Genomic DNA, 12,564 nt, shown 5'->3' with positions numbered 1-12,564 from the left:
GAGATTACAATGGCAATGGTACAAGGTAAGTCATTAAAGTATCGTGTTTGGGCTACTCATATTGCGATGTGGGCATTCTTGGCACTGATTATTTTCCCTTTACTGATGATCATCGCGATTTCATTCCGTGAAGGTAACTTTGCAACGGGTAGTCTGATCCCAGACAACCCAACGCTTGATCACTGGAAATTGGCATTAGGTTTCTCGGTGACTAACCCAGACGGTACAGTTACACCGCCACCATTCCCAGTCATGACATGGCTGTGGAACTCAGTAAAAGTGGGTGGTATTTCTGCAATCCTAATCGTGGCGCTATCAACCACATCAGCTTATGCGTTTGCTCGTATGAAGTTCAAAGGTAAGAACACCATCCTAAAAGCGATGATGATCTTCCAAATGTTCCCTGCGGTATTGGCATTGGTTGCTCTATACGCGTTGTTCGACAAATTGGGTCAGTACATTCCTTTCCTTGGTTTGAACACGCACGGCGGCCTGATCTTCGCTTATTTAGGTGGTATCGCCCTGCACGTTTGGACGATTAAAGGCTACTTCGAAAGTATTGACTCTTCGTTAGAAGAAGCGGCAGCACTGGATGGTGCGACACCATGGCAAGCATTCCGTTTGGTATTGCTTCCATTGTCTGTGCCAATCCTAGCGGTAGTATTCATCTTGTCGTTCATCATGGTAATTGGTGAAGTTCCTGTAGCATCACTACTACTTTCTGATGTAGACTCGTACACACTTGCAGTGGGTATGCAGCAATACCTATATCCACAAAACTACTTGTGGGGTGACTTTGCTGCAGCTGCTGTACTTTCAGCAGTGCCAATCACTGCCGTATTCTTACTTGCTCAACGCTGGTTGGTTGGTGGTCTAACCGCTGGTGGTGTGAAAGGATAATCTCTTGTGGTCTGAGATTGATAAGAATAACTAGAAAAGGGCGACCACATGGTCGCCCTTATACGTAGCACGGATATTACAATTTTGGTTTGGCCGCCGATCAGTAATATCTTGGCTTTTATTGGCGTTACGCATAGCTGGCTGTTAGCTTAGTTCCTTACGATTCAATCACTAACAGTTTTTGTAACCATAACCTGAGTTTAGACTCAGGTTTTTTTATACCTGTTAAATACAGTTGTTCAATAAGCGGATAAAGATTAGCGGCTTTGCAATGGATTACACAGGGCTTGAATAATGCCCTGCGTAGCACTTCACATAAATAACCTGAGTTCAGGTATCAGTAAAATTGAGGTAGGTAAGGATTAAAACTCTCGACTGGAGGGGGCACATCCAACGTATTGAAGCAGCGTGTATAAGCTTTCTTGCTGTAGTGCGACGCGACGAAATAAATTTGCAAAGGTGACATCACCGCCAAAGCAGGTTTGAATGTAATGGTTAATTTCTGTTTCGTTATACCCCTCGACGTACATGGTTCTTACCCACTGGTACTCGACCGCTTTTAAATTGGTCAACGTCTCTTCACTTAAGGTCGTTTCTTTTAGTCTCAAGATCCAAACTCTATCCAACTCCAAAATAGTGGAAGGATTTAAGCAAAGCTAGGTGAAGGATTTATGACAGAGGAGGCCGAGTGTGAAGCAAATGGCAAAACCATGATGTTGCTCCACACTCTGGTTATAAGTAACGTTGAGGTAGTCAATAGCGTTCTTAACGGATGTAGGTTACTTGAGATACTTTACGTGCGCTTCCATCTCTTCCCCGATTTCTTTGCGCATGTTCATAAGGCGGATAGCGGATTGTTCCAAGGCTTTATCTTCATCAGATTCTGGAACCCATTTCGGTACGTCGGTTGGTTTTCCGTTTTCATCCACAGCAACCATAATAACGATACAGTGGGTGGTGAGTCTGTTTTTCATTTGCTTTGGGTCACTGGCTTGCACGTCAATCGCGATGTGCATTGAGCTTCGTCCGGTATAAATGACTTTCGCGCTAACTTCGACTAAGTTGCCGACATGAATCGGCGCAACAAAACGAATACCACCTGCGTATGCAGTAATGCAATACTTGCCACTCCACGCTGCAGAGCAGGCGTAGGCTGCTAAGTCGATCCATTTCATTACGGCGCCGCCGTGCACTTTTCCGCCGAAATTGACGTCACTGGGTTCTGCTAAAAAGCGAAGGGTAATGTCTCTTTGACCACTGCTCATCTGTCTTTCCTTGATGGGTTATTGTTTTCCCAATTTAGCAGCAAGATGAATTTTCGGGAATAGCGAATGAAACAAAATATTAACTTTTATTCGAACGATGAAAACAAAAAGCCACAGCGTAGTTCTGTGGCTTGGGGAACTGGGATTAATTGGCGGTGGAGGCAATCTCGGAATTGGGCAATTGCTTTCTGTGTCGTATTTTTATTTGCGACAGGATAACGCCAGAGATGACTAACAGCCCACCAATAATGTGGTAAGCGTAAATTTTCTCACCAATCAACGTTGAAGCAAGTACGACAGAAACCACGGGCATTAAGTTCATGAACATGGCACTTGAATCAGCGCCAATTGAATCAATCGCTTTCACCCACATTAACGGCGCAAAAATGGAAGCCGCGATGCCAGCATAGGCGATTAATGGTAGCGCGTCTTGGTTTGGTAACAGTTGCTCACTAGAGAGCCAAAGTGGTGTAAGCATCACAACCGAGAAGAAGCCTTGCATGTAAACCAGAGTCAAACTACTGAAAGGCATCTTCCAGCGTTTTAGCAGCACGCAGTAAGCCGCGTATACCATGGCTGCAATCAGCATAAGGCTATCACCTTGGGTCATGTCTTGATGTAAAAAGTAGGTGATATCACCATGACCAAGCATAAACGCCAAGCCGCCGAGCGAAATCACACCACCGACGATACTTAACATTGATACAGACTTGCCTAACAGAGGAACACTTAAAAACACACTGATCAAAGGAACCAAAGAGGTAATCAGTGCCATGTTGGAAGCCGTTGTCGTTAAACCAGCGTAGTAGCCAAGTGATTGGTTGAGCACCATGCCAAGTAACGCAAGAAATGCCAGCTTAGTTAAGTAAGGTCGAATAATGTGTCGTTGTTTGATGATCGCAGGCAGACAAAATGGCGTTAGGAGTACCATTGCGACAAACCAACGGTAGAAACTCATCGCACTTGGTTCAATTGCGCTCGCAGCCATCTTGTTCACAATTGAGTTACCACCCCAAATCATAACGGTGAAAAACGGAAGTAAATAAATCATGAGAACCCTATAGCACAATTATTGATGGCGCTAGTCTGGCAGGTCTTTATAATAAAAAGTATCTCTTAAAAGACATCGTAAGCGATAGGAAGACAATTTTGAAAAAGAGCGCTAGAAATCTTCATCCCTCATTATCAATCGACCGCGCACCATCGGATGTATTTATGAATTTTGAAGCCTTTCTCTCTAATACAGAAACGCGAATTCATAGCCATCCTTGGGGGCAAGTGCAGCTGATCAGCGGTGGGATCCTAGAGATGGATGCAGAAGATACAAGATTTCTAGCGCCTCCGCATCTTGCAATTTGGGTTCCCGCCGGAATCCGTCACACGAGCTACAACCGTAAGCCAATCGAATATTGTTCTTTGAATATTGCCCCTGAATTGACGGCGCATTTCCCAACTAAAACGAGCTTGATCAAAGTGACTCCAATCGTGTCATCGATTATTGAGGACTTTCGTCAGCGAGACATTAACGTGGCGCAAACTGATGAAGACAAGCGATTGGTACAAGTGTTATTGGACCAGCTTGCAAAGCAAGAAGTCGAACATCACTTTTTACCGACAACCGACAATAAGTATCTTGAACCGATTTTAAAAGCAGTAGAAGAATCGCCGACGGATGAGATCAGTTTGGCGGAGTGGGCGGCAAAAGTGCATACCACAGAACGCACGTTAGCGAGACATTGCCAGAGTGAGTTGGGCATGAGCTTTACTGAGTGGCGCTTACGTGTGCGATATTTACATTCTATGGAGTTGCTGCGTAAAGGGCAGACCGTAAAGGAAGTCGCGTTGACGTTAGGTTATAACCAAGCTAGCCCTTTTATCGCAATGTTCAAGAAATACTCCGGCATGACACCGGAGCAATATAAGAACCGCTTATTATAACTGAGCCAGAACGTAATTCAGACCACCGACCACGGCTGCAACTTGCGCATCGTTGCACTCTTCGTCGGTCACCGTTGGGCTGTCTGGGTACACTTCCGTTGTCGTGCCGTAAACGCAATTTGTTACGCCGCCACACAGACCCAGCTTCACCATTGGGTAGTTGATAACGCCAAACTGTACGACTGGTGAACCAATGATTTCGCCATTTTCATCTGCAGGTGCAATGTGAGTCACTTTCGCAACCGATTCAATCACCGCTTTTTGAAACTCGGGTTGAGGGTTTTCACTATCTCCAACTGTGTAAAAACCGTCTGGGATCATGCCCTCGATGTACTCAATGCCATCACGAGCGGCAAGCGCAGGACGGAACTCTGTTTCATCGGAGTCTGTCGTCTCGTGCAAATCAATGTGCATTAATACATCGCCTAATGTCGCAACGAGCTTCATGAGGTTGGCAGATTCTTCGGCAGGGCTATCCTTATAGAAAGAGCGGTTTGGATCAATCGCGTTTGGGTTCCAGCGGTTGATCACCTCGTAACCCCAAGGGCTCACGCAAGGTGCAACGACAATATTGAAATGCTCTGCGTAGCGCTCTGCTTCTGTTTCTACAAACTTTAAAGCGCCATGTACACCACTCGTCTCGTAACCGTGCACGCCACCTGTGACCAAAACAACAGGCTTCGTTGAATCCCAGTTGCGAGTTTTGATACAAAACAGAGGGAAACGTGCCTCGTTGTATGAGAGTGCACCGTATTGTTCAATATCAAAACGCTCGCGTAGAGCATCGATTTTACTGACAACTTCATCTTGGTAGCTACGTTTTACTTCTTGCGTTGCTAACCAAGCTTGACGTTCTTCTTCGCTCCAAGGTTGGCCAGGGGTACCGATTGGGTAAATGTATCCACTTTTCATCTATACTTTTTCTTTTGACTGCTGAAAGGTACCACAAGACTAGACCTGTCTTATCTTAACGGCAATATAAAACACCATTTGGGATAGTATTCTTTGCAAAATCATCACTTTGATGAGTGATTTATTGGTGTTACATTTTGTTACTTACTCAATTTCATATAAGAGACAAAAAATGGCTGGAGCAAGTTTACTCACACTGTTGGATGATATTGCCACGGTACTCGACGATGTCGCCTTAATGTCGAAAATGGCGGCAAAGAAAACCGCAGGTGTGTTGGGTGATGACCTAGCGTTAAACGCTCAACAAGTGTCTGGTGTTGCATCTGAGCGAGAAATTCCAGTGGTTTGGGCGGTTGCGAAAGGCTCGTTCAAAAACAAATTGATTTTAGTTCCTTCAGCATTGCTAATTAGCGCGATTATTCCATGGCTTATCATGCCACTATTGCTAATTGGCGGCTTGTTTCTCTGCTTTGAAGGGGCAGAAAAGGTGCTTGAGAAAGTATTCCCTCACTCCCATCCGCACGAAGAAAAAGAAGAGTTAGTTAATACTGGCGAGTCGATAGAAGAGTATGAAAAACGCAAAGTTGCTGGTGCGATTCGAACGGACTTTATTCTTTCAGCGGAAATCATTGTGATTGCGTTGGGTACCGTGACTGGGGCGAGCCTTGTGACGCAAATCTTAGTGGTGAGCTTAATTGCAGTCATCATGACCATTGGTGTTTATGGCTTAGTAGCAGGCATCGTGAAATTGGATGACTTGGGCTTCTACCTTGAAATTCGCTCAAAAGGTAAGGGCTGGATGGCGAAAGTCGGCAGTGCTTTAGTTGCTTTTGCACCAAAGCTGATGAAGTTGTTAACGATTGTGGGAACTGCCGCGATGTTTTTAGTCGGTGGGGGGATTGTAGTGCACAACGTACCTGCCATTCATCACTTTGTAGAGCCGATTATTATGAACTTTAGTGGTCATTCGGTTGCTACAGCGATTCTGCCTATTTTGCTTAACGGCATTATCGGCTTTGTGGCGGGGTTGATTGTGGTTGCTGTGTGGGCTGCTGTAGAAAAAATTCGCGGCCACTAGTAATCACAGCCCAAAGCAAGGCAAGAACAACAAGGGTCATGACTTCTTTTCACAGAAAGGCATGACCCTCTTTTATGGATGGAACGTCAGTAAAGTGGTTACTTCACTTTCCACTCAATTTGTTCATTTGCTCGAATAGGCACAACGATATCATTGCCAAATGGCATCGTTTCCGGCACATCCCAAGCGGATTTTTCTAATGTTACCGTATCTGTGTTACGCGCAATGCCGTAAAAATCAGGACCATTGAAGCTTGCAAACGCTTCCAAGTTTTCCAGCTTGCCTTCATTCTCGAATACTTCTGCATAAAGCTCTAGTGCTGCGTGTGCGGTGTAAGAACCAGCACAACCGCAAGCTGACTCTTTTGCCCCTTTCGCATGTGGCGCAGAGTCGGTACCTAGGAAGAACTTCTTGCTACCACTGGTTGCAGCTTCGATCAGCGCTTGCTGGTGGGTGCTGCGCTTAAGAATTGGCAAACAGTAGAAATGAGGCTTAATACCACCCACAAGCATATGGTTACGATTGAAAAGAAGATGGTGAGCAGTGATGGTAGCCGCTACGTTATCTGAGGCGTTATTAACGAAGTTTGCTGCGTCGGCAGTGGTGATGTGTTCTAGAACGATTTTAAGATTAGGGAAGTCATTGACGATAGGAGCGAGGACAGTATCAAGGAATTCTTTCTCTCGGTCGAAGATATCAACATCGTGATGTGTTACTTCGCCATGAACCAAAAGTAACATTCCGACTTCTTCCATCGCTTCGAGAACGTGGTAAATGTTCTTCGCATTGGTCACACCGGAATCTGAGTTTGTGGTAGCTCCAGCAGGATAAAGCTTGGCAGCAACAATGTTTCCGGTGGCTTTAGCCTTACGTATTTCATCTGGTGTGGTGTTGTCTGTGAGGTAAAGCGCCATCAAAGGTTCAAACTGTTCGCCATGTTGCTCTTTTAGAATTCGGTCACGGTAGGCTAGGGCGAGCTCAGTTGTAGTAACTGGTGGGACGGTATTTGGCATGATCAGCGCACGGCCATTGTAGCGGCTGATGTCGCGAACGGTGTCTTTAAGAACTTCCCCATCGCGTAAGTGAACGTGCCAGTCGTCAGGACGAGTGATTGTCAGTGTTGTCATTAATTGCTCCCACCATTGAAAAGTTGTCTGATTGGAGCCCAAGCGCCGTATTTGCTTTTGAGCAAACGCTTGCGCTTAGGCGACAGGATGATAGAGGAATTGCCCTCACATTTCATCCCATTTTTCACTTTTCTACAGAGTGAGAGTGTAAGTGATTACTTCATTGTTAACCAAAGCGCGTGGATCGTACCCGGCAGAAAGAAGAAACACGTCAATATTAGGTTAATCAAAAAGTCTTTATTTAGACCTTTCTCCATAAACACCGCGACAGGCGGAAGAAAGATACATAACAAAATCAGAACCAGTTTTCTTGTATCCATAATTAAGCTCCAAATCAATAAATGGGGGCAGTGATAACTCAGATGAATTATGTGTGCCGTATCACACTTTATCAAACGGTATTTGGTCAGAACGATGTTAAAAAACGCGAATGTTGAGTGTAGTAAATACTTGTCGCTCAAACCAAATTTATAAGAATAGCATTCAGAAAAAATTGAGTTGGATGAAGCGGCAATAGACTCTGCACCTTAATGTGATTTGGGTATACAATACTGCAACAAATAAAAAACACCCTGTAGGAAGAAGGCTATGTCGCAACCCATTTTGTCCCAAATTAATGTTTTTCCGGTTAAGTCAGTTGGCGGATTATCGCTGTCGTCAGTATGGGTTGAGAAGCAAGGATTGAGCTTCGATCGTCGTTTTATGATTGCGAAAGCTGATGGCGCTATGATTACCGCGAGAAAGTATCCGCAAATGGTAACCATTAAGTCCGCCTTATTATCCGATGGGGTTGTGTTTAGCAGTTTGGGGATGGAGCCGCTTAAAATCCGTTATCAAGACTTTAAAATGCAGGAAACGCCAGCAACAGTTTGGAAAGACACCTTTACTGCATATACCACTACAGATGATGCAGATGATTGGTTTAGTCGTGTATTGGGTCAACGTGTTGAGTTGTTGTTTAGTGGTGAGCAATCGAATCGTGTTCGCGAAAAGCTAGGACAAAACGTTAGCTTTGCCGATGGTTATCCGGTGTTAGTGATTAGCCAGGCTTCCCTTGATGAACTGAACCGAAGAAGCTCTGAGCAACACTCTATGGATCAGTTCCGTACTAACTTAGTGGTCTCTGATACCAAGCCGTTTGAAGAAGATTCATGGAAGCGCATACGAATCGGTGAGGTAGAGTTTGAGTCTCTCAAACCTTGCGAGCGCTGTATCCTGACTACGGTGAATACTCAAACAGGCACGTTCCGAGAGAGCAAGGAGCCACTTAAAACCTTACAACAGTTCCGTGCAAATGATGTCGGTGGTGTGTTCTTTGGTCAGAATCTTGTCGCGCGAAATGAGGGCATTATTCGTCAAGGCGATAAAGTTGAAGTATTGGAGTATAAAGAACCGGAGTTTTACGCGGATAACTCGCCAGTGCGCATGACGTTAACATGTGTTGAGCGTGAGGAAATCGCCCAAGACTTCGTGACCTTATGGTTAGAGCCAAACAAAGGTTCTTTGCCTAATTACTTGCCAGGACAACACCTGCTAATAGAAGTGAATATTGATGGTAAGAAAGTGGGCCGACGCTATACGCTATCATCCAGTCCGTCTCGTCCGGGTCGCTATGCTATTTCTGTTAAGCGTATTGCAGGTGGAAGAGTCTCTAATTTGCTCTTAGACAATTTACAAGTCGGTGATGTTTTAGAGGCAGAACAACCTGATGGCCAGTTTCACCTAAAAACGCATGAAGCGCAGCCTCTGCTGTTACTCTCTGCGGGTAGCGGAGTAACACCAATGCTATCGATGGTACGTTACTTAGCGGATCATAATCAGTTGGAGAACGTGGTTTTCTACCATCAATGTCGGACCGAAAATGATATTCCTTGTCGCTCAGAGTTGGAGCAGTTAAAGCGTGAGCACCCGGGGTTAGAAGTGAAAATCTGCTTGACGCAGCCTGCCGTTGATTGGTTTGGGTTAAAAGGGCGTTTAAGTTTGTCACACATTAAGCAAATCAAAGATGTTGAACAGCGCCAAGTGTTTGTGTGTGGTCCTGATGGTTTTATGGAGAAAGCGAAAAATCTCCTACTAAGAAAAGGGCTGCCAGAAGAAAACTACCATCAAGAAGCGTTTGGCGTATCTTCAGTCACTTCAAGACTAGAGAAGAGCATAGCGATCGATTTTAATGGGACGAAAGTTGTAGGGAATAATCAGAAAACGTTGTTAGATCAGCTTGAAGACGCAGGGAAGGTTGTTAGCAATAGCTGCCGTGCTGGCTTATGCGGCGCGTGTAAGGTTCAGCTTACGTCGGGTCAAGTACATCATCCGGACGTGCCTGCGTTGACAGATGAGGAACGTGCGATGGGAACCGTATTGGCGTGTTGTGCTGTTCCAGAGACGGACGTGACGGTAACAAACTAAGCGAGAAGGCTCCCCGGTTCTCAATAAAAACGCTGCTAACTTTAGCAGCGTTTTGAGTTTAAAAGTGAACGGAAAATATCGCTTAGTCGTAAATCGTCGGGATTGGCTGACGTTTGTGCTGCGTAGCTTTGTAAATCGTTACCAGACGATCACTCACTTGCTGTGGAACGGGTTTGCCTTCTAAGAAGTCATCGATCTGTTCATAAGTTAAGTTCAGAGCATCTTCATCTGCTTTTTGCGGCTCTAGTTCTTCTAGATCTGCCGTTGGTACTTTCTTAACAAGCAGCTCTGGTGCGCCTAATGTTGCAGCCAACTCGCGGACTTGACGCTTGCTTAAACCAAATAGAGGGGCAAGGTCGCACGCGCCGTCACCAAACTTAGTGTAAAAACCGGTGATGTTCTCTGCTGAGTGGTCTGTTCCCAATACTAAGCCGCCAACGTAACCAGCGATTTCATATTGTGCAATCATACGAGCTCGCGCTTTTACGTTACCTTTTACGAAATCAATTTTGTCGGCTTCAGTCGGAAGCAGGCCCGTCCCTTGCAATGCGGTATCAGTCGCCGCATGCAAACCGTCAACACCATCTTTAATGTTCACAGACACAGAGTGTGTTGGCTTGATGAAAGAGAGTGCCAGTTGCGCTTCATCTTCATCTTTTTGCTCACCGTAAGGCAGACGTACTGCGATAAACTGATATTTGTCAGTACCAGATTCCGCATTCAATTGTTCTACTGCAAGCTGGGCAAGGCGACCTAACGTGGTTGAGTCAACACCGCCACTAATGCCAAGCACCAGTGACTTACAACCTGCTTCTTGTAGCTTACGCTTAATAAAAGCAATACGGCGTTCAATTTCAAAATGCGGATCAATTGAAGGGAGTACACGCATTTCATCACGGATGGATTGTTCCATTTAGGGTTCCTTTTCCTGCAAATATTTCAGACACCAAAGCCCGCTTGCTCAAATGGTGATAAACCATGCAATTGAGACTGATAAACACGACTTTAGGGTCAAAAGCTGTAAAGATTAGTAGTATCATACCGAAATCATCAGATTAGAAAACTCTCTTCAACCAGGTAATCACCGGATATGAAAAAAATCGCCATTTTTGGTAGTGCATTTAACCCACCTAGTTTAGGGCACAAAAGTGTTATTGAGTCATTGAGCCACTTTGACCTTGTGCTACTTGAACCTAGCATTGCACACGCTTGGGGCAAGAATATGCTCGATTACCCAACTCGGTGCAAAATGGTTGATGCATTCATCAAAGATATGGGGCTTTCTAATGTTCAGCGTTCTGATGCAGAGCAAGCTTTGTACCAACCCGGACAAAGTGTGACAACCTATGCGTTGTTAGAAAAAATTCAAGAAATCTACCCAACAGCCGATATAACTTTTGTCATAGGTCCTGATAATTTCTTCAAATTTGCTAAATTTAGTAGAGCAGAAGAGATTATGGAACGTTGGACTGTTATGGCGTGCCCTGAAAAAGTAAAAGTCAGAAGCACGGATATACGTAACGCATTGGTTACGGGTGAAGACATAAACGCCTACACAACCCCGTCCGTCTGTGAATTGTTGCTTAACGAAGGCTTATATAAAGAAACATTATCTGGGAACTGAGAGGTCAGATTTTCATGGTCAGATTAGCCGTATTTAGTGCATGTGCGCTGCTTGTGGTAACACAAGCTCATTCTGCGTGTAACTATTTTTCTGATCGTTCTGTTGTGTTTGAAGATAACACCCTTCCTATCTGTGAAGAAATTTTAGATTCCATTGGCGTATTAAGTACGGATGCGTTGATTTGGTATGCTGCGGAAGCGAAATTCGAAGGGCCAACAGAAAACTATTGGGAAGAGTGGGCGATTAAGCCGGAAGACACACCACTCCTAACCCAGAATCTAGAAAAGAATTATTTTGGGCTTGGTTTTTGGATGCCGGAAGAGCTCCGAGACGAAGAGAGCAAAATGGACACAGAAGAGTGGCTCCGTAGTCATGGCCTGATGTTCAGCGTGGGTTTTGGTGATAAATCCGACGGACAGCCGAGAATGCGATTTGATTATCGTTGGCACGAATATTACGACGCTGACTGGATGATGCAGATAGAAGTTCCCTTCTAGTCACCTTGAGCGAACATAAAAAGGGCGTACATCATCCATGTACGCCCTTTTTATTTTTATCTGAGTCTCTATTTTCTGCGCGCGTCACTCTGCGTAATACTGAAAAGATGACTCTTTAGAATGCGAGTTATAGCGCTTCTCCAAAGACCAAAAAGCAAAGTTGCTCATATTCTTCTGTGTTACCCGCAAAAAGCGTATCGACAATCTGCTCTTCTTTTTTTCCCGACAGCTTCATTTTTCTTGCTTCACGGAGTGTGAGTACCAAGCACAGCTCTTTAGAAATGTCCATGTCACAACCAGGCGTCCACTGATTGATGGTTTTTGTTAACGTTGAGTGCGCTAGTTTAGGAGAGAGAGTCAATACTTCATGTCTTACTACCGTCAGCAGATCGGTTTGCAGATCTGAGCGCTCGGCTGTTGTTGCTAGTTTCTCGACGAGGGCTTTTAGCAGCGGTGAAGGTTTCACAAAACCTGCTTGTTGTGAGAAGTCATCATTTAAACGCACAGAAAAATCACAACGATATACACGAGAATTAGGTAAAAAGGTGAGGGAGCTCAAACATCCTTGAGGAATCCAAAAATATTGGCCTGGTTCAATGGCATACTCCTGCTTACCCAATTTAATGACGGCTAACCCTTCTACGACAGACAGTAGACTGTGCTTCAGTGCTTTTTTGCGCGCAGCTACTTCAAGAAAGGGGTATTTAGCGTCGTGAAATTCAATTGCGTAGTTCATTATGAGTACCAGTGTTTTTTGGCGCTAAGGGTAACGTTAAACCTATACGATTCCAACCAGCTGAGAGAATTTTTTAGCATG

General features: G+C 44.8%; 14 protein-coding genes. 6 read left to right on the top strand and 8 right to left on the bottom strand.

The genetic code is table 11. The features are described 5' to 3' along the window. Positions 1 to 9: 9 nt before the first annotated feature. Positions 10 to 900 (top strand): maltose ABC transporter permease MalG, encoded by an 891-nt coding sequence (malG, locus tag FR741_RS21635; protein ID WP_005375275.1) that lies wholly within the window; start codon positions 10 to 12, stop codon positions 898 to 900. 362 nt (positions 901 to 1,262) lie between these two features. Here the strand turns inward: malG and FR741_RS21630 are convergent, their stop codons facing one another. The 3 genes from FR741_RS21630 to FR741_RS21620 all read right to left on the bottom strand — a co-directional run bounded on the left by FR741_RS21630 (position 1,263) and on the right by FR741_RS21620 (position 3,216). Further along, positions 1,263 to 1,508 (bottom strand): hypothetical protein, encoded by a 246-nt coding sequence (locus FR741_RS21630; protein WP_005375277.1) that lies wholly within the window; start codon positions 1,506 to 1,508, stop codon positions 1,263 to 1,265. Positions 1,509 to 1,679: 171 nt separating this feature from the next. Further along, entirely contained in the window at positions 1,680 to 2,165 is a 486-nt protein-coding gene (locus FR741_RS21625) for an acyl-CoA thioesterase (protein WP_005392490.1), read from the bottom strand. A gap of 145 nt (positions 2,166 to 2,310) precedes the next feature. Then, positions 2,311 to 3,216 carry a DMT family transporter gene (locus FR741_RS21620; protein ID WP_167427680.1) on the bottom strand — a complete coding sequence of 302 codons (906 nt, stop codon included), beginning with the start codon at positions 3,214 to 3,216 and terminating at the stop codon, positions 2,311 to 2,313. A gap of 98 nt (positions 3,217 to 3,314) precedes the next feature. Between FR741_RS21620 and FR741_RS21615 the strand changes: the two genes are divergently transcribed. Beyond that, entirely contained in the window at positions 3,315 to 4,103 is a 789-nt protein-coding gene (locus FR741_RS21615; RefSeq protein WP_005385013.1) for an AraC family transcriptional regulator, read from the top strand. Here the strand turns inward: FR741_RS21615 and FR741_RS21610 are convergent. Then, positions 4,098 to 5,015, bottom strand: a complete 918-nt coding sequence (locus FR741_RS21610; RefSeq protein ID WP_167427679.1) for a M14 family metallopeptidase — start codon at positions 5,013 to 5,015, stop codon at positions 4,098 to 4,100. The genes FR741_RS21615 and FR741_RS21610 overlap by 6 nt on opposite strands. 172 nt (positions 5,016 to 5,187) lie before the next feature. Here FR741_RS21610 and FR741_RS21605 point away from each other — a divergent pair, with 172 nt between their 5' ends. Then, positions 5,188 to 6,093: a DUF808 domain-containing protein gene (locus tag FR741_RS21605; protein WP_005392495.1), complete on the top strand. Its 906-nt coding sequence runs from the start codon at positions 5,188 to 5,190 to the stop codon at positions 6,091 to 6,093. Between the two features lie 98 nt (positions 6,094 to 6,191). Here the strand turns inward: FR741_RS21605 and pyrC are convergent, their stop codons facing one another. Together pyrC and FR741_RS21595 are read right to left on the bottom strand one after the other, a co-directional pair. Further along, positions 6,192 to 7,220, bottom strand: a complete 1,029-nt coding sequence (gene pyrC, locus FR741_RS21600; RefSeq protein ID WP_046873770.1) for a dihydroorotase — start codon at positions 7,218 to 7,220, stop codon at positions 6,192 to 6,194. 155 nt (positions 7,221 to 7,375) lie between these two features. After that, entirely contained in the window at positions 7,376 to 7,540 is a 165-nt protein-coding gene (locus FR741_RS21595) for a YqaE/Pmp3 family membrane protein (protein WP_005375297.1), read from the bottom strand. Positions 7,541 to 7,808: 268 nt separating this feature from the next. Between FR741_RS21595 and FR741_RS21590 the strand changes: the two genes are divergently transcribed. After that, positions 7,809 to 9,626, top strand: coding sequence for a hybrid-cluster NAD(P)-dependent oxidoreductase (locus tag FR741_RS21590; protein ID WP_167427678.1), 1,818 nt, complete (start codon positions 7,809 to 7,811; stop codon positions 9,624 to 9,626). Positions 9,627 to 9,708: 82 nt separating this feature from the next. Here FR741_RS21590 and nadE read toward each other — a convergent pair whose 3' ends face one another. Then, positions 9,709 to 10,539, bottom strand: coding sequence for an ammonia-dependent NAD(+) synthetase (nadE, locus tag FR741_RS21585; protein ID WP_167427677.1), 831 nt, complete (start codon positions 10,537 to 10,539; stop codon positions 9,709 to 9,711). Between the two features lie 177 nt (positions 10,540 to 10,716). Between nadE and FR741_RS21580 the strand changes: the two genes are divergently transcribed. Then, positions 10,717 to 11,250, top strand: coding sequence for a nicotinate-nicotinamide nucleotide adenylyltransferase (locus FR741_RS21580; protein WP_150917773.1), 534 nt, complete (start codon positions 10,717 to 10,719; stop codon positions 11,248 to 11,250). A 14-nt stretch (positions 11,251 to 11,264) separates the two neighbouring features. Then, the gene (locus tag FR741_RS21575; protein ID WP_006742203.1) at positions 11,265 to 11,747 is read left to right on the top strand and encodes a hypothetical protein; all 483 of its coding nucleotides are present in this window, start codon (positions 11,265 to 11,267) and stop codon (positions 11,745 to 11,747) included. 127 nt (positions 11,748 to 11,874) lie between these two features. Here the strand turns inward: FR741_RS21575 and FR741_RS21570 are convergent, their stop codons facing one another. Beyond that, complete coding sequence (locus FR741_RS21570; protein ID WP_047008435.1) at positions 11,875 to 12,483, bottom strand: cupin domain-containing protein; 609 nt, start codon at positions 12,481 to 12,483, stop codon at positions 11,875 to 11,877. Between the last annotated feature and the right edge of the window lie 81 nt (positions 12,484 to 12,564).

Source organism: Vibrio diabolicus, assembly GCF_011801455.1.
Lineage (GTDB): Bacteria > Pseudomonadota > Gammaproteobacteria > Enterobacterales > Vibrionaceae > Vibrio > Vibrio diabolicus.
The sequence above is the reverse complement of the archived record's forward strand: the minus strand, read 5'-3'. Positions and strand labels throughout refer to the sequence as shown.

Bases quoted from the DNA above. Each gene is read 5' to 3' on its own strand.
- malG (WP_005375275.1), top strand. From the start codon at position 10: ATGGCAATGGTACAAGGTAAGTCATTAAAGTATCGTGTTTGGGCTACT.
- FR741_RS21625 (WP_005392490.1), bottom strand. From the start codon at position 2,165: ATGAGCAGTGGTCAAAGAGACATTACCCTTCGCTTTTTAGCAGAACCC.
- FR741_RS21620 (WP_167427680.1), bottom strand. From the start codon at position 3,216: ATGATTTATTTACTTCCGTTTTTCACCGTTATGATTTGGGGTGGTAAC.
- FR741_RS21610 (WP_167427679.1), bottom strand. From the start codon at position 5,015: ATGAAAAGTGGATACATTTACCCAATCGGTACCCCTGGCCAACCTTGG.
- FR741_RS21605 (WP_005392495.1), top strand. From the start codon at position 5,188: ATGGCTGGAGCAAGTTTACTCACACTGTTGGATGATATTGCCACGGTA.
- pyrC (WP_046873770.1), bottom strand. From the start codon at position 7,220: ATGACAACACTGACAATCACTCGTCCTGACGACTGGCACGTTCACTTA.
- FR741_RS21595 (WP_005375297.1), bottom strand. From the start codon at position 7,540: ATGGATACAAGAAAACTGGTTCTGATTTTGTTATGTATCTTTCTTCCG.
- FR741_RS21590 (WP_167427678.1), top strand. From the start codon at position 7,809: ATGTCGCAACCCATTTTGTCCCAAATTAATGTTTTTCCGGTTAAGTCA.
- nadE (WP_167427677.1), bottom strand. From the start codon at position 10,539: ATGGAACAATCCATCCGTGATGAAATGCGTGTACTCCCTTCAATTGAT.
- FR741_RS21580 (WP_150917773.1), top strand. From the start codon at position 10,717: ATGAAAAAAATCGCCATTTTTGGTAGTGCATTTAACCCACCTAGTTTA.
- FR741_RS21575 (WP_006742203.1), top strand. From the start codon at position 11,265: ATGGTCAGATTAGCCGTATTTAGTGCATGTGCGCTGCTTGTGGTAACA.
- FR741_RS21570 (WP_047008435.1), bottom strand. From the start codon at position 12,483: ATGAACTACGCAATTGAATTTCACGACGCTAAATACCCCTTTCTTGAA.